The organism is Sodalis sp. C49, assembly GCF_046352915.1.
Classification (GTDB): domain Bacteria; phylum Pseudomonadota; class Gammaproteobacteria; order Enterobacterales; family Enterobacteriaceae; genus Acerihabitans.
Map to the genome: position 1 here is coordinate 666,196 of NZ_CP163303.1, position 19,275 is coordinate 685,470.

The 19,275-nt window shown below is 44.5% G+C and carries 21 protein-coding genes and 1 pseudogene; 3 read left to right on the forward strand and 19 right to left on the reverse strand.

Translation table 11 applies throughout. The features are described from left to right. Positions 1 to 3: 3 nt before the first annotated feature. The 7 genes from ABUK12_RS02910 to ABUK12_RS02940 all read right to left on the reverse strand — a co-directional run bounded on the left by ABUK12_RS02910 (position 4) and on the right by ABUK12_RS02940 (position 3,995). Positions 4 to 285 carry a TrbC/VirB2 family protein gene (locus ABUK12_RS02910; RefSeq protein ID WP_136157281.1) on the reverse strand — a complete coding sequence of 94 codons (282 nt, stop codon included), beginning with the start codon at positions 283 to 285 and terminating at the stop codon, positions 4 to 6. Beyond that, a complete protein-coding gene (locus ABUK12_RS02915) occupies positions 282 to 947 on the reverse strand; it encodes a lytic transglycosylase domain-containing protein (protein ID WP_410014872.1) in 666 nt (221 codons plus the stop codon). The genes ABUK12_RS02910 and ABUK12_RS02915 overlap by 4 nt, the downstream gene beginning before the upstream one ends. Before the next feature lie 103 nt (positions 948 to 1,050). After that, positions 1,051 to 1,272, reverse strand: a complete 222-nt coding sequence (locus tag ABUK12_RS02920) for a hypothetical protein (RefSeq protein ID WP_410014873.1) — start codon at positions 1,270 to 1,272, stop codon at positions 1,051 to 1,053. Positions 1,273 to 1,715: 443 nt separating this feature from the next. Further along, positions 1,716 to 1,925, reverse strand: a complete 210-nt coding sequence (locus tag ABUK12_RS02925; RefSeq protein ID WP_410014874.1) for a TraR/DksA family transcriptional regulator — start codon at positions 1,923 to 1,925, stop codon at positions 1,716 to 1,718. Continuing rightward, complete coding sequence (locus tag ABUK12_RS02930; protein WP_410014875.1) at positions 1,915 to 2,499, reverse strand: DUF2857 domain-containing protein; 585 nt, start codon at positions 2,497 to 2,499, stop codon at positions 1,915 to 1,917. The genes ABUK12_RS02925 and ABUK12_RS02930 overlap by 11 nt, the downstream gene beginning before the upstream one ends. Before the next feature lie 246 nt (positions 2,500 to 2,745). Beyond that, positions 2,746 to 2,931: an AlpA family transcriptional regulator gene (locus ABUK12_RS02935; RefSeq protein WP_410014876.1), complete on the reverse strand. Its 186-nt coding sequence runs from the start codon at positions 2,929 to 2,931 to the stop codon at positions 2,746 to 2,748. A gap of 137 nt (positions 2,932 to 3,068) precedes the next feature. Beyond that, positions 3,069 to 3,995 carry a hypothetical protein gene (locus ABUK12_RS02940; protein ID WP_410014877.1) on the reverse strand — a complete coding sequence of 309 codons (927 nt, stop codon included), beginning with the start codon at positions 3,993 to 3,995 and terminating at the stop codon, positions 3,069 to 3,071. 650 nt (positions 3,996 to 4,645) lie between these two features. Here ABUK12_RS02940 and ABUK12_RS02945 point away from each other — a divergent pair. Further along, positions 4,646 to 5,080, forward strand: coding sequence for a MerR family transcriptional regulator (locus ABUK12_RS02945; RefSeq protein ID WP_410014878.1), 435 nt, complete (start codon positions 4,646 to 4,648; stop codon positions 5,078 to 5,080). Here the strand turns inward: ABUK12_RS02945 and ABUK12_RS02950 are convergent. Then, complete coding sequence (locus tag ABUK12_RS02950) at positions 5,066 to 5,857, reverse strand: alpha/beta fold hydrolase (RefSeq protein ID WP_410014879.1); 792 nt, start codon at positions 5,855 to 5,857, stop codon at positions 5,066 to 5,068. The genes ABUK12_RS02945 and ABUK12_RS02950 overlap by 15 nt on opposite strands. A gap of 424 nt (positions 5,858 to 6,281) precedes the next feature. Continuing rightward, positions 6,282 to 7,406 (reverse strand): annotated as a pseudogene (locus ABUK12_RS02955) (acyltransferase family protein). Positions 7,407 to 7,606: 200 nt separating this feature from the next. Between ABUK12_RS02955 and ABUK12_RS02960 the strand changes: the two are divergent. Continuing rightward, positions 7,607 to 8,635: a zinc-dependent alcohol dehydrogenase family protein gene (locus tag ABUK12_RS02960; protein ID WP_410014880.1), complete on the forward strand. Its 1,029-nt coding sequence runs from the start codon at positions 7,607 to 7,609 to the stop codon at positions 8,633 to 8,635. Between the two features lie 42 nt (positions 8,636 to 8,677). Here ABUK12_RS02960 and ABUK12_RS02965 read toward each other — a convergent pair whose 3' ends face one another. From ABUK12_RS02965 to ABUK12_RS03005, 9 genes are read right to left on the reverse strand one after another with little or no spacing between them, the layout of a single operon-like run. Next, positions 8,678 to 9,832: an MFS transporter gene (locus ABUK12_RS02965; RefSeq protein ID WP_410014881.1), complete on the reverse strand. Its 1,155-nt coding sequence runs from the start codon at positions 9,830 to 9,832 to the stop codon at positions 8,678 to 8,680. Between the two features lie 8 nt (positions 9,833 to 9,840). Further along, positions 9,841 to 10,515 (reverse strand): HAD-IA family hydrolase, encoded by a 675-nt coding sequence (locus ABUK12_RS02970; RefSeq protein ID WP_410014882.1) that lies wholly within the window; start codon positions 10,513 to 10,515, stop codon positions 9,841 to 9,843. An 11-nt stretch (positions 10,516 to 10,526) separates the two neighbouring features. Then, positions 10,527 to 11,246, reverse strand: coding sequence for an SDR family NAD(P)-dependent oxidoreductase (locus ABUK12_RS02975; RefSeq protein WP_410014883.1), 720 nt, complete (start codon positions 11,244 to 11,246; stop codon positions 10,527 to 10,529). Positions 11,247 to 11,270: 24 nt separating this feature from the next. Further along, a complete protein-coding gene (locus tag ABUK12_RS02980; protein WP_410014884.1) occupies positions 11,271 to 12,275 on the reverse strand; it encodes a carbohydrate kinase family protein in 1,005 nt (334 codons plus the stop codon). Then, entirely contained in the window at positions 12,272 to 12,700 is a 429-nt protein-coding gene (locus ABUK12_RS02985) for a RidA family protein (protein ID WP_410014885.1), read from the reverse strand. Before ABUK12_RS02985 ends, ABUK12_RS02980 begins: the two co-directional genes overlap by 4 nt. An 11-nt stretch (positions 12,701 to 12,711) precedes the next feature. Continuing rightward, complete coding sequence (locus ABUK12_RS02990) at positions 12,712 to 13,443, reverse strand: SDR family oxidoreductase (RefSeq protein WP_410014886.1); 732 nt, start codon at positions 13,441 to 13,443, stop codon at positions 12,712 to 12,714. After that, positions 13,440 to 14,084 carry a DJ-1/PfpI family protein gene (locus ABUK12_RS02995; protein WP_410014887.1) on the reverse strand — a complete coding sequence of 215 codons (645 nt, stop codon included), beginning with the start codon at positions 14,082 to 14,084 and terminating at the stop codon, positions 13,440 to 13,442. The genes ABUK12_RS02990 and ABUK12_RS02995 overlap by 4 nt, the downstream gene beginning before the upstream one ends. Positions 14,085 to 14,102: 18 nt before the next feature. Then, positions 14,103 to 15,164, reverse strand: a complete 1,062-nt coding sequence (locus tag ABUK12_RS03000; protein ID WP_410014888.1) for an inositol-3-phosphate synthase — start codon at positions 15,162 to 15,164, stop codon at positions 14,103 to 14,105. Between the two features lie 58 nt (positions 15,165 to 15,222). After that, positions 15,223 to 16,218, reverse strand: coding sequence for a Gfo/Idh/MocA family protein (locus ABUK12_RS03005; RefSeq protein ID WP_410014889.1), 996 nt, complete (start codon positions 16,216 to 16,218; stop codon positions 15,223 to 15,225). A 531-nt stretch (positions 16,219 to 16,749) separates the two neighbouring features. On the opposite strand from ABUK12_RS03005, the gene ABUK12_RS03010 reads away from it, so the two are divergent. Next, on the forward strand, positions 16,750 to 17,310 hold the full coding sequence (locus tag ABUK12_RS03010) for a PEP/pyruvate-binding domain-containing protein (RefSeq protein ID WP_410014890.1): 561 nt from the start codon (positions 16,750 to 16,752) through the stop codon (positions 17,308 to 17,310). A gap of 541 nt (positions 17,311 to 17,851) precedes the next feature. On the opposite strand, the gene ABUK12_RS03015 is transcribed toward ABUK12_RS03010, so the two are convergent. After that, positions 17,852 to 19,123 (reverse strand): tyrosine-type recombinase/integrase, encoded by a 1,272-nt coding sequence (locus ABUK12_RS03015; protein ID WP_410014891.1) that lies wholly within the window; start codon positions 19,121 to 19,123, stop codon positions 17,852 to 17,854. Between the last annotated feature and the right edge of the window lie 152 nt (positions 19,124 to 19,275).

Here is a 19,275-nt window from a genome sequence, read left to right on the forward strand (position 1 = left end):
CTCCTACGCCGCCCAGTAGGCCCCGAAGCCCGAGGCGCCGACAATCAGGATGGCGCCAATAATGACGTTGCGCATGTCAGAAAGACTCTTGCCGTCGAAAAGCACCTTGTAACCAATCCACATGGTGGCCAGCGTGATGGTGACGGCGGCCAGCCCCAGCAGGCCGGTGGAGGTGTTGCTCAGCGTATCGCTGGCTTTATCAAATCCGCTGTCCGCCGCCAGCACGCGGGAGGCGGGTAACAGGTAAGCGACCGCAGGCCAGTATTGACGTTTTTGCATGGTCATTTCTCCTCTAGAGTGACAGGGACGGGTACATCGCCGCGAATAATGGCGTTGGGGTAGCGCAGGGTTGTCTGCGTTGGAATGGGGTTGTCGGTTATGTCACCGCGCAGGACGGTGGCGGGATAACGCATCTCCGGCCCCGGTTTTTCGGTGGCATTGCGTTGTTTATCTTCCTGTGTTGACGGGACGACGTAGCCGATACGCTGCACATAGCTGGACTGGTTAAAGGCGGACTCCGGCTGTTGGCCTGTATCGAAATTGCCGGAGTAGTAGCAACTGAGCGCGCGTTTCAGAGAGCCGCCCCGCCGGTAACAGTCGGTGAGGATGCGCTCAAAGACGGAAAGATTGGTGCAGGGGTCAAGCAGGTCACCGGCGGTCACGCCGTAATGGCGGAAATTGGTGCTGGTGATTTGCATCAGCCCGACCGAATAGCGGCGGCCCTGTGCCGCCAGCCGTTTGACGACGCGAAGAGCGTCTGCCCTGTTATCTGGCTGGTGAGAAATAACGCGTTTGCCGTCACGGGAGCGCTCATTCTTCGGCACAATCTCCGCGATGGCGTAAGGGTTAAAACCTGATTCGACTCGGGCGACATCGAACGATGTGGACGGATGAACGCTGGCGGCGCACTGCATGGCCGCCGCCAGAAAGGCAGAGGTAGAAAGCATGGTGGCCTCAGGACAGTTAGCCGGGCAACGCGCGCAGCCGTCTGGCAGAGCACGGTGCTGGGCGAGGAAAGGAACGTATCGAGGTTGATCGTGAACCCTGACGTTAACCGAGTGGGACTTCCTGCGGCGCGTCGTTATCGTCTTTGGGTTCGAGGAGTACCAACTTGCCGGAGACGGCAATACCGGGCGTCAGCATCACGTTCAGGCCGGGTTTGCCGTTATGAGCAAACGCGACGCCGACTTTCGTCCAATACGTGGTTTTTTCACCCAGTGGATCAGGTTGGCTTTCCTGGGTGACATACACGTTATAAATGGGTTTTCGCATCTTGTTTTCCTTGAATGAAAACAGCAGTGAATTAAAAAAGTGAATCACATCCCTATCCTGCATTCCGGTTTCAACGGGTCAGCGAGGACATTCAGCGGCACACTGAATTGTGGTTACGTGACAGCCCGACCCATGTTGTTAAAGAGCGAATACCCGGCCTGGACGAATAGGCGTACATCAGGTATGCCAGTGGATAACGGCGCGGCCAGAATGCACTGCCTGATTCAGGCGGGTAACAATAAAATCAAACGGGGAAATAAAAGAAAAACAGTGGGAAATTAACGGTGTTTGAATTTGATTTAATACTTGGGTGAAAGGGGTTGTCTGAAATATTCTGGCGGATTTATTTGTATTTAAATCAATGCAAATATGCATAGTGATTTAGGCAGATAATAAAAAGCGTGCGGATAAGAATATCGCTCCGCACGCAAGGCGTCGTATTCTCAGCGTTGACGGCGTTCGAGTACTGTCTGGCATTCAATACAGGTTGTCACGCCCGGCAAAGTCTGACGGCGCTTATCAGGAATGGGCTTACCACACAGGCGGCAGTAGGGCAATGATGGCGTTGCAGTCGATTTGAAACGGTTCTGTTCAATCATATCCTCCAGACGCTGTTCATTAAATTCCTGATCGCGATCGATTTCATCCGGCATGGGATGTCCTCCTGTCCGACGCTTCTTTTTCGCAAAGCGTAATACGGTTCAAGACGGCAGTGAGGGACGGACCATTCCCCTGTGTGGACAACTCTTCAGCGATCTGCATCATGACATCTAATGCGTCGAGCGATGCAATATTTCCCGGATGGCGTTTCTGCCATTGTCGCCAGATCTCGGCATCGGTCTCTTCATCTGGTATGGGTGTGCGGCCATGGGGAATAGTGATCCCCAGCAACCGGCGACGGATGCAGACTTCATTGGAGGTGAGACCAAAATACTGGTTCAGCAGCGCAATCGAACCCCCTAGCGTCATGGCCCGGTTAATCTGTTGCTGGCGCTGAACTTCCTGACGTGACAATGCCAGGATTTGGTGTAAAGCGTCATGATGGACAGTGACCGCCATAAACTGCGCTGATGCCCGGCTGATGATAAACAGTTCATCCAGGGACAGCTGATTGAGGGCGTTCATTTCGTCGAAAGTGAAACCTAGCGCTTCGCAGTGGCGAATGTTGCCTTCCTTAAGGGCGTGCAGGGCGTCGGTTAATATGGCGTAATTTATTGATGGGATCATAATGACGCCTCCCCCGACTGCTGTACGTGAAGTCGGCGCAACAGGGTGATCAAATAAGATTCACCAGGCCGTAGAAATGTTTTCGAAGGATAGCTGGACCCACGGTTTTTAATTGGTGCCTTGATTTCATCGTCATTAGGATTACGGATGATTTCGGAGCTGGACTCAAAAATCATGCGGTGGTTCGGCCTGACAGGCAAAAGCGTGCCATGATTACCTTTCATAATCATTCTCTCTTAAACGCTTTCAGCGGTTGGTCAATTTCAGGTTAATCCATTCATCAATCTCAGATTCGAGCCATGCCACGCTGACCGGGCCAATCTTAATTGATCGGGGAAAGGTGCCGTTGTTCATATACAGGTAGATCTGCGAGCGTTTCAGACCGGTTTTTTCTTCAACCTGCTTCAGACGTAATAACTGATAGGATGTCACGGTTTCCTCCTGTGGCAGAAATGGGATATGCCCGGAGATGACACGACAACACATAGGAGGGGCGGAGAGAAAGTTGATAAGCCCGTATTACGGGTACCATAGTCCTTAATACGGACTTTCAAAAATGCAGATAGTTGTCATCGCAATGCCGAGGCAGAATTGGAGGACCCGCGTTCAAGCGCGGTTTTCAGTGTGTCGCCACTGAGGTGATCGGTAATCCCCTCTTCTGATGCCCATTGCTCGAAAATAGAAAGCAGCTTATAAGGCTGTCTGATTAACGGGCTGATAATCTCATTATGTTTGCAAGCAAGCCAGAACAGGCGGGATAATGGCGTGGATATCCGTGTTGAAGACGATGGAGGTGTTCTGTTTTTAACAGGCATATTAATTAACTTCTCAAGTTCAGCATGACGGATGACAAAACAAGCATCTTGCGGCAAGTCATGAACCGGGAAATAGTCTTTGTGGTTATATCCATACATGCCCTTAAGTGAAATTTTCTTATAAATATCCGGTACAATATTCTCAGGTAGTTTCATAATTTGCTTTTTTATCCTTTGCTGCCATGTGATTTTTTCAAATACTTGAAATATCTCGCCCGAGAAGGTAACTGAAATACCATAATTGACATCATTTTCCCCTGTTGTGGGTAATGGAATGTTCAGGGAACGAGCCAATAAGCGTTGTACGAGAACATATTCGTATCCAGTCAATGTTGTGTCAATGATGCTCTGTGAAGGGGAAAAGTATTCACCATAAGTACTTACGGTTAAATTACGTCCACTAAGAAAGCATTTACTGTCAAGAAGGCAGACTCGGCGTATAAATGAATGTCCTACTGGTCTCATCTTCACTTTGAATCCGGATGTTCGTATTTTACGTAATACGATAGGAGACTGGAAATAGATGGAAAGTAATATGTTTCCATATAAGGCATTACGATAAATATCACTTTCTGTGATTATCGTATGTGTAAACTGATTTGCTATTCCAATAGCCTCTCGTATAGTTATCCAGTCCGGCGCTTTGTTGGGAGTACTAAAGAGGTGTTTATTCATTGGCATAGTATATCTCCTTTCATGCATGATATTTTTGTTAAAAGGAAAAGCGTTATTAATTTGATCTTGAATGTGTTGTTTCGATTTGGATAAAATGTTGGCTGAGTGACGTGGTTTTATTAAAAATTAAATTAATATCTTTAAAAATTGTATGAATAGATAGGTGAACAGAACTGAGCGGTGTTAATAGGTCAATAAATTGATTGTTAATCGAGGTTGACTGCTGGTGGCTCAAAGGATCGCGGGAAGCAAATACCAAGTATTAATTATATCTGACACGCATTCGTATCTTGACATTAGTGAATAACATGTCGCTGTGCTTGCGCTTAAGCTGCTTAGGAATGCCGACACACCTGAGAGTGAATAGGGTAGGGAAACCAGTACGAATGGAAGGTAAAAAAATGCTTATTTTACCAGGAAGTGCTAACTAAAATGTAAAAAGGAATAACCTCATAAGATAACAGAATAACAAGTTTCTTAATGCTCAGAATTAATATGTATATGAAAAATGATTCAAAGAAAATAGTGCGGTGCAATTGACAGAGACTATCACATTTGCTATTGATTTAATTGATGCTTGGCAAGGGCTTGGTGTTAACTGATTGAAAATGTTATTCAATTCTTTACAGCGCAATGTATAAAGATTGGAGGATAAAATGAAAATTGGTGAACTATCTCAAAAAAGTGGCATAAGTCAACGTATGATTCGCTATTATGAAGAACAAAGGCTTTTAGTTCCTCAAAGAACCGAATCAAACTATCGGAACTTTTCACAAGATGATGTATGTCGATTGGGACGAATCCAAATACTTCAGGATGCAGGCCTTACTTTGAAAATAATTCATAGTTTGCTTCCATGCATAGATGGAGAGACTATTCATTTTGATGATTGCCCGCTTGTTCTTAAAGTTTTAAATTCTGAAAAAGAAAAGATAAAGAGAAGAGTGGAAATACTAGAAGAATCTTTGGAAATCTTGGGAAAATATATAGAAGAAGCTGGATTTTCTTCTATTGCCAATGATTCGGTATATGATCATATAAAAAACGACCATATACCGACGAATCTTAAATATCAATCAAAGGGTTTCTAAAAATTGTATCGTAACATCAAGGAATTGTTCAGGGACTTCAAGTGGTGCAAGATGGCCACTTGAAAGCTCTACGTATGAGGAACCAGATATTAATTTATGTAATTCCTTTGCATGTTTTGGTGCAATCATATAGTCATGGGTACAACCTATACTTAATGTTGGACAAACTATTTTTTTTGCGTGCCGCTTAACATCGACATTAAGATCGAGATCAACCTGAAGTTTCATTCCTTCCCAATTATTATTGGAAATAATTGATTCACTTGCTTCATTGATGGTGCTCAATGGAAGAGATGAAAGGTAAGATGGACTGAACCCTGTTAGTATTATCATTTCCGCAGCTGACTGATAATCGGTTTCAATGAGCCTTTTCCATAAATGGAATTGAAGTTTGAGCCGTGAATCATTTGATGAAGCGAAACCAGCTAATAGGACAAGACTTCTAACACGATCAGGATGCTCGCCTGCAATAAATGTAGCAACGCTTGCGCCTAGGGAATATCCTATGAGATCAAATTTCTTTGCTCCGGCGGCATCCGCACAAGAAATTATTTGTTCGGCAATTTTCTCTATCGACAAAGGCTCTAAATCACTAGTTGTATTGCCTGAGCCAGAGTAATTTGGCCTAATTACTTTGCGATAATTTTTTAAACGATCTACTAAATGCCCCCAGTTGGTATCAGCATTACCTCCTGTGCCATGAATTAATACAAGAGGAAATCCAGAACCATCTATAAAATATTCAACCTCTGACGCCTCAAGTTTGATTGTTGGCATACTATTCTCCTAAAATATGTACGATAGATAATTTCATATGTTTATTTTAAACCTTATCAGTTCTGTTAGAGTCAAGCTTTTTCTGAATTTATTTAATAGACAAGCATTATGAGCCAGACATCATTTTCCTAAGGAAACTCTATATTGTGGCAAGGGATATAGCAGATAGCTATATCTACAATAAGTTTCTGTGGATGAGAGGAATATATTGTTAAATGATATATAACTTTTTATCCTGATAGGAATGTGATATGCATCAAGCCGCTTGCGGAGATTAGAGCGAATGCGTTCAGAATTGCGTCGCAATAGATATTGAATCGCCTACTTTCATGGCTTGAATTGATCAATCAAAATTAGACGATTCAGTATTAATTAAAGATTACATCCACTGCCTATAAAATTTGGTGGAATTGTGCTGTTTGACCTAAGTAAATTTTGCTTCGTCTGGTAATCGTGACTGCAACTGATCACTTTTTAAAAGACGACGAGTCCATTTACGTGCAGGCTTTTCAATATAGCTATAAGCAATTTGAGAAAGTCCAATCACTATAAACCCAAATAGCAGTGTAAATATTAGCATTGCAGTATGCTCTGTTACACCTTTCGCTGCTAGCCATCGAGCAAGTGCAACAATAAAATATATCATTACATCATGAATCATATAGATAGCGAATGATAATTCGCCAAGCCAATAAATGGGTCTTATAGAAAGAAATTTCGAGGTAATGTTATAGCTCTGGGAAATGGCAATCATGAATAAAGGGAGTAGAAATGCAAACAATATATCCGCTTGTTTGATACACATAGTAATTATTATACCTATTGCAATAACCAAAGAGATTGCATTGCTGCCTAATAAATTTCTTACAGACTTAATCTGTGTTGCTCTATATGCGATCATACCCATACTAAATTCGATAAGGCATCTAACAATTGGATAAACAGTACCATAATTCCATATGTCAAGTATGCCTGCGCGTTTCGGTTCATCAACGAGGGTATTAATCGTCGTCATATAGGGAAGCGCAAAAAGTAAAAATAACGAAATTATCACTACCGCCCATTTTGTACTGCGCAAACAAAAAAATGCTAGTAACGGAAAAATCAAATATGCGAACCATTCTGTACTGATGGACCAACCTGGTGTGTTGAGTGTGGGAATATTGATTAAGGACTGTAACATAGTTAAGTTGATTATCGCTGAAACGTGAACAGGTGGGCCTGGTCAGCGATCCATCCATCCGGTAGCTATAAGCACCGCGGCGGGGATGATCATTAATATATAGAGCGGATAGATACGTGCAATCCGTCGGGTTAAAAATGTGTAAAAGATTACCCAGCTGAAGTGTCCTTGGAACATTCGACCATACGTCATGGCCATGACATACCCTGACAATACGAAGAAAAGGTCGACCATTAGGTATCCATGCCTCACGAAAGTATAAGCAAATCCCTGAGGAATAAGATTATAAGAATTATAGTGATAAAACATTACCAGGACCGCCGCGAGTCCACGCAAACCCGTTAGAGAACGTATTTCCTGCTTCATCGCAAACCCCCATTTTGACTATGAATATGAATATGCCAGTGACTTTGCGCAGGAGCGATCTTTGTGTACACATCTAGCGCGTCTTGATGATTTTGCAGTTTAACAGCACTGTGAGAGTCAAGAGTTATTTATCGGGGGATTGACTTTGACATGGCTGTAAAGGTTACGATTGAAATTTCAATGATTCAGGCCGAGTAGCAATGGATGATAATATGATGCGTTTATACAGATTGAGAATAGTAAATAAAAAAAGAGTGTTGTCCTTGGAGTCTGGACCAATTCCGAAACCAGGGCCGAAGGAAATTCTTGTGCTTATAAAGGCAGTAAGCTTAAACTATCGAGATCTTATGATCCACGATGGGCTCATTTTTGCCACTGACGGGCTGATACCACTTTCTGACGCTGCTGGTATTGTATGTGAGACCGGGAAGGCTGTAAAACGCTGGAAAGCAGGAGATCGTGTAGCGAGTCTATTTTTTCCCGATTGGTTAGATGGGGCTTATGACAGAAATTATGGCGCAAATGCCCTAGGTGGAAATACACAAAATGGCGTATTGTCCGAGTATGTGGTTTTTCCTGAGAACAGTGTTATCGGCATCGGTCATGAGCTGTCATTCGCGCGAGCAGCCGCTTTACCATGCGCGGCATTGACGGCATGGCAAGCTATGTTTGTACGAACTCGTATTGTGCCAGATGAGAGGGTTTTAATCCAAGGTACCGGCGGTGTCGCGTTGTCTGCTCTTCAGTTTGCGAACGCGGCTGGTGCAAGTGTAATTATTCTCTCTTCACAGGATGACAAGCTTGAAAAGGCGAAAAATTTGGGCGCAACACATACGATAAATTATATCAATATTCCTCACTGGGATAAGGAGATTGCCAGAGTGACCAATGGCAAAGGTGTATCATTTATCCTGGAAAATGGCGGCCCAGGGACGTTTGATCGTTCTCTCAATGCTCTCTCTACAGGTGGGCGAATTGCCCAAATAGGGGTCTTGACAGGTTTTGGCCCATCATCGAACCTGATGCAGTTGCAAAATAAAAATGCCGATATTCTAGGTATAACCGTTGGATCTGCTTATCATTTTATGGAAATGCTTAAGTTCATATCAGACTATAAGATTTCGCCGGTTCTGGACAAAGTATTTTCGTTCGAAAATACGCAATTAGCTTATGAATATTTACGCAGTAGGGCCCATTTTGGAAAAGTGATCATTAACGTTCACTCGTAATCGGTAATTGCCAATACCAAGCGACGATATTGAGGGTATTATTTATGCGGACGAACGGATCCTTGAATTGACGGCCAAAGAAAGAAGGGCAGTAGTCCCACAAATGATACCCATGATTATAACTAATGAAGGACCGCTATAATCTAGTGCTAAACCGCCTGTAAGCGCACCGAGGCCTATACCTCCGTTAAATGTCGCGACATACAGCGCGGAAGCGGCGTCGGCCTGATGTGGCGCTATTTCTAAGATCCAACTCTGCAGACCGACAATAAGCATAGTAATTGACGCTCCCCATAACGTCATTGCGAACCAGGTTGTCACTGCCGCTCGACCGGCGATAAGTATAGTTAATTGAGAAAAAACAATTCCCAAAATGGCGATTGCCACGACAAGCTTTATCTTTCGGCTCAGCCATCCTCCCCCCGCATTTCCCACCAGGCCTGCTACGCCGAAGACTAAAAACATCAATGGAATCATGCTTATGGGGACCATGGCAACACTTTTAAGCAGCGGAACTATGTATGTGTAGGCGCAAAAATGCGCAGTTAAGCTGAGTCCGGTCACCAACGCTGCACCATATAATGGTTTATTATTAACTGGAGCGGCGGAATGATGGTTTTTTTGCTGCGCGGGAAGAATTGGTAGGAGAAATGTACCGGCTATAATTCCAACAAAACCTAATGCCGCAAATATACCGAAAGATATACGCCAGCCAAATGATTGGCCTACCGCTGTTGCAAAAGGTACGCCGCCGACGACTGCAAGTGAAATTCCAAAAAAAACCCATGCTGTAGCGCGCCCTGCTGCCATATTGGGCGACGCACGCATGGCGAATGCAGCGATAATTGACCAAAAAACGCCATGAGTTAAAGCGACAATTATCCTGAATATTGCAAGTGCCCAATAATTGGGTGATATTGCCGATAGCACGTTTGCTAAAGTGACAACCAATAGCAATAGCAAATAAAGCTTTCTCCGCTCCATTTTCCTGGTCAGTAGTGTAAATGGAATTGCTGTTATGGCGGCGATCCATGCGTAGCCTGTTACCAATAATCCAACTCGCGCGTCGCTCACTTTGAACGCATCACTAATTTGCGACAAAAGGCCAATAGGAAGATACTCCGTTGTCTGTGCAACGAAGGCCCCAAATGCCAGCGTAGATAAAGTTAATGGCGTACTTATGGAAGATTTGACCATTATATAAATTATTTCCTTTTTGAAAGATATATTCCCGTTTCATCGATAATGATGTGGATATGTCGATAATCGGAAATTTTTGGCACACCACTTATAGCAGCGTGATTATTGACTTGAGTGATGACTAATACGCTTGCTCCTGCCAATGTAGCTGCTTCCACTCCAGCTGGAGCATCTTCGAAAATAAGGCAGCTCTGAGGCTCGATACCTAGCTTTTCCGCAGCGGTTAAATATCCTTGCGGGTCTGGTTTCCCTTTGGTGACCAGCTCTGCTGAGATTAGGATTGGCGGGATAGGTAAATTTGCTGCCTTCAAGCGTTTATGAGCCAGCTCTGTATTTGCTGAAGTGACAATTGCCCACTTTGTGAAGGGTATTTTGTTCAAAAAATCAGCCGCACCCTTTATCGCAACAATTCCTCTAACATCCGCTTCTTCTCGGGAAATCAGTGCATCCGCCTCCAAATCGGCGTCGATACCTGGCGGGCAATGCATTCTGACCGTATCTCGCGTTCTGCGTCCATGGGCCGTAGATTGTACAAGGTTAAAATCTAAATGATGACGAGCACACCATGCTCGCCATATGCGTTCAAAAACAGCGCTCGAATCAATTAAAGTACCATCCATATCGAAAATTAGAGCTTGGTAAGGTTTTGTATGTTTCCAAAAAAAATTTCTATGTGACATGACCATACTCGTTACACCACGGTATAACCGCCATCCATCATGAGGTCGGAGCCCGTGATTGCACTTGATTCGTCACTGGCTAAGAAAACGGCTCCGGCGGCTATTTCATAAGGTTCGGTCAGCCCGAACGGGGTCATATTGACAATTGATGCCGTGATGTCTGGATCTTGAGCATTAACCAGAGGGGTTCGTACTATGCCGGGAACGATTGAATTAACGCGAATTTTATCTTTGGCAAAAGTCACAGCGGCGTTACGTGTAATCATGCTTAGCGCCCCCTTTGTGGCGTGATATGCGGCGACGCCAGGCGCTGCCACATGAGCCCAACTGGATGTTATGTTGATGATAGAACCGCCACCATCCTTACGCATCAATGGCACGACAGCGCGAATTCCGAGCATAGGCCCGGTTTGATTGACACTGATCACACGGTTCCAGTCATCCAGATTGACTTCGTCCAGAGATTGATAGTTGGTAATCGCCGCATTATTGACCAAAATATTAATTCCATTATATTCTTTGTAAAAATCAGCGATGGCATTATCCCAAGCAACGGCATCAGATACGTCGAATTGCAAATACGATTGCCTATCGTGTAATGGATCATAAGGGGTGGAGCGAATATCTCCGAGCAGGACCCTAGCACCCTCTTTGGCAAAAGCATCAGCGATTGCACGTCCTATACCACCTGCGGCACCAGTAACAATTGCAGTTTTGTTTTCAAGCCTCATTATAATTACCTCATAGTAATCAAATCAGTGAGTGGGTATAGTAATATTAGTGGTAACGAGCTGTGCCAAAGTCGGCAAGTTACCCCGAGCACCTTTGGCCATCGTTGCTATGGCTCCGGCGATATTTGCAAATCTCAACCGTTGTGTTGCCTCTAGTCCGGCAATAAAGCTAACTACATAGGCGGCAGTAAATGTATCTCCTGCACCAGTGGGATCGACGGCATTAATTGATGGCGAGGGAACCTTTGTTAGCATGTTATTCGCCTGCAATTGTGAGCCCTCGAAACCAAGCGTGGTGATAATTTCCGGGATGTCTTCGTGAATCGATAATCGACTGCTATCACAGGTAATAAGCGAATATTCGTGTCTGTTAACGATCAGGGTATGACATGCTGGTATGATCATGTCTACCAGCTTGTCGCCAGCATAAATCCCTCCAGGGTTCCAAAAAAGAGGAGGTTTTTTGGGATTTGAAATCATTACCTTCATTAGAGCATGTAGCGCAATTGGAGTCGGGTCGAAGGTGATTATGGCGTCGGCATTGCTTATTGCTTCTTCTATATCATTTGCAGTTAAGTATTCATTGGCACCTCGTGACATTAGCATGAAGTGCTGATTAGAAAATAAAGGTATTATCACCCTACCTGTAGGGGCTTCACTAACTCTCTGAACATATGAAACATCAATGCCTCTCTGGGATAAATCGTTGATAAGGATGTCTCCGTTTGAATCAGTTCCAATTGCCCCTAAAATAGCGACTGATACACCCAACTTTGCAAGCGCGGCCGCACAATTGCCGGCATGACCGCCGGGCAACGTTGACTCTGAGCGAATGGTCAGAGTACTATCATCTTCGGGACAACCGTTTATTTCCAGTATAAGGTCAATATTTAGCGAACCGATTACTAATATTCGAGCAGATCTGCAAGCCTGGTATAAACTAGTAACTTCTGTCTTTGTGAGGGAAAGCCCCTTCAAGGTGTTAAATTTCTGCTCCCTTGATTCATTTTTTTCTACAGAATTATTCATTTTAGGCGTCCCTCACTATCCCTGATTACTGCTATCCCGCTTATTTCGACCAGACAACCCTTTTCTGCGAGTTGGGATACTATTACTAAAGTGCTGGTCGGAGCAGGCTGCTGCAGGATTCTGTTACGCACTTCCGAGACGGCGGAAAAATGCTCTCTGTCAACGAGATATATCACAAGACTTACTAGCTCGGATAATCTGGCGCCTGCATGAGAAAGAATGCTATTGATACGCTGAAAAACGATTTCTGTTTGGTGTTCTGGATCATTAAGTCCCAGGACATGACCATGAACATCAGTGGATACTTGTCCACTGATAAAAATCAACCTAGATGCACCGGAGATTGAAACTGATATACCAGGCGAATATTTTCCTATTGGTTTAGAATGGCTTGTTGGCAAAATAATATCTCTGTCGTTCATCATCCCACCTCAATTTATTTGTAAGGCCCAAAGCTAGAAGAAATTGAGCAGACTTGCATCTCCCTGATCTCCATAGTTTCCGGAAGCTCGAAAAGCATTAGGATGGCTTGAGAAATATCATCCGCACTGAGGGCGTCAGCGCGGGTTCCGGGCTTTGCATCCACGTGGCTACCGTTGAAGTAGGTATCTACTCGACTGGGAAATAAAAGACTCACTCTTATACTATGAGATCTTAATTCTAGCCTTGTTATATCAAGCAAAGATCGTATACCAGCTTTGGCGGCAGAATAAGCTGAACGATAAACAAAAGGATATAAAGCGGAATCAGAAAGTATGCCGATAACTAGGCTGTATTTTACCTTCGTAAGAAGTGGAATACAGGCTTTAAGCGTGTAAAATGTGCCGTTAAGATTTATGTCGAGCGTTTTTTTCCATTCGGTTTCTGAAAGCTCCTCCAATCCTGTCCACAGCCCTTGTCCGGCATTCAGAACTACTGCGGATAAATTCGCGCCATTATAAAGACTTTCTTTCGCTGCGGTTGTAACCGCTATAGGATCGCTAATATCTACAGTAGAATACTCCACTTTTATACCAAATTTCAGGCATTCCTCAGCCAGCGATATTAGTTCGGAACCCGAACGCGCCCAAAGAACGAGATCGTGGCCCTTAGCGGCCAATGTTAGTGCTGTGGCTCTGCCAATCCCACGGCTTGCACCTGTGATTAAGACACGTCCTGGCACGCTCATTGCTGTCCCCCTGAAATCGCTTCGTAGGTGCTTACCCCGCGGCCGGGAATCACCTCCATACGCAGCGAAACCGGTGAGATTGTATAAGGGGCAATATCTGTCAATATGGCAAAAGCCAAATCTATTGATTTAAGCGACGGTTGCATGTCCCCGCCGATTGTTATTATTCTTCCATCACGAACTAATCCAGTTTTAATATGGATAAGTGGGTGGTCAGACAACATTTGTCGTTTATTGTGGTGAATTGCCAAAGAGCTGTGACTGGCTTTTCCTGTTGCCGCAATAAGTAGTGACCCGGTACAAATGCCATATAGAGTACTCCCATTCTCAAATGCTTTAACAAGTAAAGATATTATCCTTTCGTCTTTTGCTGCCTCGCTGGCCCCTTTTCCTCCGGGGATTACCACGGCGGACGCAGATATAATTTGTTCAAGATTATTAGTCGTTCGGAATCGTATCCCGGACGAGCCGATAGTCTCGTTAGATGTTGACGCCAAATATATGTCGATATCGGGTTGATATTCTTCGGGCGTAACGTCCGCTGCTTTCTTCAACACAGAATAGGCCCCAAAGAGATCTAGCTCATCGACGCCGTTATATGATAGCAGTGCCACTTTGATTGTTTTTGGGACCGTATTCATTCATAACTCCTGGTAATATTAATTTGCAGATGCGTCAAGTTGGCTGAAACTTTTTGCAATAATTTCCGGAGTGTACTTTGGATGCCCGCCCGCGGGAGACTTAAGGCGACGGGTTGCAGCCGCAGAAAAACCGCCGAGGCCTATCCTTCTCGCGGCTGCGGCAATCCGAATGAGGTCGATAATGACCCCGGCTGCATTACTAGAGTCCTGCACCTTCAGCTTAAGGTCGACTGATACTGGCGTGCCAGCCCACCCCTGGCCTTCGATATTAAGAATGGCAACCTTATTGTCCTTGAGATGTGAAATAAAGCCCGCGGAGGGAATGACTTCGACATTGCTGGTATCGACACCGTCTTGTGTGAGGGCATTGATTTTTGACTCACGTTTGCTTGCGCCGTGGTCTCGCAGATTGCGAAAGTCTTCATTACCACCAAAATTTAATTGATACGAACTTGAAAGTGTTATACCGCGTTCACTGAGTAGTCCGAGTAATTCGCGGTGAACGATAGACGTACCAAAATGACTAGCTAAGTCGTCACCGATTAGAGGTACATTGTTCTTTTCAAATTTTGCCAGCAACTCGGGAGAGCGGGCAGCAATGTCAGGAGTTGCATTAACGAACGCCACCCCGGCCTCAAGTGCGGCCCTAGCATAAATGTCAACTGCCCATTGTAATCCGGTAGGCAGGGAGTATAGCAATACCTCCGCGTTGCTTTCACGTAAACGGCTGACTATTTCTTTAAACTTCGCAGAAGTAGAATTGCTATTTTGTTGTGTAAAACCTTCAAGGACAATAAAATCTACCGTGGGAAGGGATACGTCTAACAATGGATAGTTATTGGGTTCTGCGAGAACCGCTTGGCTAAAAGGTTTACCTGCTTTGTTGGGATGAATGTCGAAGGCGGCGACAAACTCAATGTCACTGACGCCAAGCCCACCGATTCGTGGCCGAGTAATTCCCACGAAGTCGGTTTCTTTCACACCTTGTGAAGCCAGTTTCTCGTAATAAGAAGCGCCTTGATAAAGAGCTGAAATATTATTACCTACGCCAGCTACGGCAAGACGAAGTCTGGTAGTCATGGTTGAATACTCCAATATATTAAGGACCAAGGAATATCAAACTTACTGAGCGGTCCGGTTACTCGGCAAGCAGTAATGCTTCTTCCAATAAAATTTGAGCAGCATAGCCATCGTCAAAGTTAGCTACTTCTGCCTGTTTAACATTGTTTTGGTGGTTGCCAACAATGAGTCTATATATATTTCCCGAATTATTGAATGACTCGGAGTGTATTTTGGGATCAGAAATTTTTATATAAGCCAATTTCCCTGCGCCAGTGTCTGGATTTACAGTTATATTTGCTGAGCCCAATGTTCCTTGGATCTGTGCATATATTTCACGACGGCCTATGCAGACTCGGGACGTCAATATTCGTGCTTTTGCAGTTGTGCGGTCGTTTGCGAGCAGTACATCAGCAATATCATCGGTATTACAACTTATTGGTATGCTTCCTGCATTTCGTTGTGGCCATGCGATAACCTTTGTGGCGCCGGACACATGCCATTCATCTGATGTTATATAACGTAGAAGGTCAAATAAATGTACCCCCTGATCCCCTAACGTGCCGGCGCCACTTTGCTTAGAATTATGGCGCCAGGACCAAAGAGTTGATGGACCCGCAAGGAAGTCATGATAAAACTGTAGGTCGATATGTACCAATGCTCCCAATTCTGGCGAATGACACAGTTCTCGTAAGCGTTTGAACACTGGGTGAGTACGCCATTGGAAAGTAATTGATGCATTTCCTCCCGTTTGCCTGACTTTTTCAGCAAGAGATTTTGCTGCTGCCGCTGAATGGGCAAGTGGTTTATCAGAAATGACGAGTAGATTTTTATTTAAGCTCGGAATTATGAAATGTTCATGTGTATCGGGAGGGGTCACTATGGAAATAGCGTCAATTTTTCCACTATCTATAATGTCGAGCGGGTTGTTGCTGATTAGTGGAATCCCATATTGAGTTGCTATTTTTTTTGCACGGCTTGGGTTGTTCATGTACCCCAAGGCCGCAACGGTTGCGACATTAGATTCTTGGATCCACTGTATATGGGCTTCCGCAAAGCCTGTACCAATAACCATGAATCTCATGTTCTTCCCCCATGAAAAAAATGTTCAGCAAGTAGCACAGTTTAGTTAGGCATCTGTACTTCGAATGACAGGTTAAGCCTTGCCATCGCTGTTAAAGTCAATAGTTTTTTTCAACAAAAATCATACTTGACACTGACAGCGCTGTGAGGCTCTAAGGTGATAACAATAGTGAATCCAGCACTTAGTTATAAGTTATAGGATTTTAGTGTTAGGAAAAAAACCATGTATTCCATAGTGTCTGGTAAAGGCGGCACATCTTGAAAATTGCTGAAACTACTAGTGCGAAACATTCATGCTATTAACTGAAATCAATGTCTCGATCTCAGTGTCGTAGGATTAAAATTCTCCCGACAAAAGGAATTACGTAATGCAGGTTTTCCTGTGCCACCATTTTATTTTATCCCGGCTGAGATATTCGATTCTGTTATTCATGATTTATATGAAGAATTCGGTGAGTTAGTTTTTTCATCTAACACAATCGTCGCTGATATTAATCACTGGTCAGAATATGTCTAGAGAAATATGAGGTCGAGGCCGTTCCCCGAAAATCTTCGAGATGATATTACAGAAGCATGTGGCCACTTATCTGGTGATTCAGGATTATTGGCGGTTCGGGCGTGTTCAGTTGCAGATGAACAAGGGGTAGGTGAGGATTCGGCATCCGATCCTTTTGCTGGATTATCCGATAGTTTTCTTTTCGTCACTCAGGAAAACGTTATTAAGGCGGTCGTCGAATGCTGGGCTTCAGCATTTAATCTAGAAATGATTATTTATCGTAGAGCACGGGGACTTCCACCACTGGGCGCTAGGATTGCTGTCGGCATTCAAATAATGATCCATGGGGTACGTTCATGCGTAGCATTTACTCGTTATCCGAAAAATGGTGATAATAGATTTATAATAGAGGCAGCCTATAGAATTGACAAAGGAGTGGTTCAGGAAAAATCAGATGTTGGTTTTTTTGGGTTGATGAACACCATAAGTGCAGAAAATACTAAATGGTTTTGTAGCATAGAATGCAAAAAAATAATCAGAATTTTCAAGGGGTGTTATCTCCGGAGATTTTCATCAAAACATGGTTGATCGACCAACTTTAACAGATGACGAAGTAGTATCCCTTGCTAAATTTAATAGTCAAGTCGAAGCATATTACAGCGTTACGCAAGTTATTGAAGGTACTTTAGATGATTTTGCTAATATTATTTTTTACAATCGCGTCTCATTTCATTCGCAGCGAGTGCCCAATTTATCAGGTGTGTGTCTACTCCATCTCAAGCAATTGCTATGGAGTAGTGATAATATAACGGAAAGTTTCTCTGGGGTTTCATCGACTTTAGCGCTCATCCTTGCAGCAAACTATTACGATATTTTTTTGAAAGATCTTTATTGGTGTTGACGTGTTTCAAGAGGCATTTGAAAAAAAACGAATTTAATCTCGTAAATATAGTAAATTCACTGGTATTCTCCATTTTACCTTGAAAGGCATCGTTAGCCTGAGAATCTGAATATCTTATCAGAACCAGCATTTAATTTTGAGCGGAGTTGGTGTTCAAGCTGAGCAATAATATAAAAATAAAAAGCAGATCCCTTTCATCGAAATCTGCTTTTATCAACGTTTTATCGATCAGTCTTTTCCGGCGGCCATATGTTGTCGAGCATAGATATATGGTGCAATATACGCCATGTGATTCACATTCAGAAAATCCGACCACCATTGCATCATCTCCATGCGGGCTTCCAAATATTCCGCTTTATGCACATAGGCCGCCCGCACGCCGTTGCGCTCCTTATGACTCATCTGTCGCTCAATGGCGTCCTTTGACCACAGCCCTGACTCGTTTAGGGCGCTACAGGCCATCGTTCTGAATCCGTGGCCGCAAACCTCGATTTTGGTGTCATACCCAATCACACGTAGCGCTTTATTAATGGTGTTTTCGCTCATCGGTTTGTACAGACCACGCGCACCCGGAAAAACGAAGACCGACCCGCGGGTAAGCGCCTTGATTTGTTTTAGCAGAGCAACTGCCTGATTGGATAACGGCACCAAATGCTCGTCCTTCATCTTTGCGCCACGCTCTGAAAATCTCACGCACTTTACGGCTTCGCGCTGCGCGGGCACCGTCCAGATACGTGCTTTCAGGTCGAACTCTTCCCAGCGGGCGAAGCGCAATTCGCTTGAGCGCAGAAAGACGTGCAGATTCAGTTCCAGCGCTAGGCGAGTTAGCATTCGACCTTTGTAGTTATCAATGTTCTCAAGTAGCTCAGGCAAGCGTCGCAGCGGCAAAGCGGGAAGATGTTGGGTCACAATCGGCGTCACGACGCCACCCAGATCGAACGCGGGGTTGTATTTGATTAGGCCCTGTTGCACGGCGTGACGCATGATTTTGGTCAGGTACTGGCGCATTCTCCCTGCAACGTCATGCACGCCTTTGTCGTCGATAGCCTTGATTAGCTGTGCCAGATGACGGGTTTCGATCTCTGCGATATCCATTTCGCCAATCATAGGGAAGGTATAGCGTTTCAGGCAGGTAAGGATTTTATCGGCGTGGCTTTGCGACCAGAGTCTGAGGCTGCTGGTGTGCCATGAGGTTGCGATGTGTTTAAAGGTGCGGGTTTCGTCTACAGCGGTTTTTTCGGATTCACGGGGCAGGGAAGGGCAGATGCCGGATGCCAGCAGCTTGCGGGCAGCGTCGCGCTTTTCACGGGCCTCCGCCAGCGTGACCTGCGGATAGGCGCCTAAGGCCAGGCGGGATTCTTTGCCGCCGAAGCTGTAGTGGAAATACCACAGACGCGAGCCGCTGGTGGATACCAGTAGATACAGACCCTGGGCATCGGTGATTTTGTAGGATTTTGCGAAGGTTGTTGCAGCGCGAATTTTACTGTCAGTTAGAGCCATGTGAGGGTCACTCCATTCATCGAACTGAATGACCCGCAATTTGACCCCACATTTTTCGGATACCTAGGGATAAATCAAAACGTATCGGAAAGGGTTTTTACGCTAACTTATTGAATTTAAGATATATAGGGATTCATAAGAAAGCATAAAAA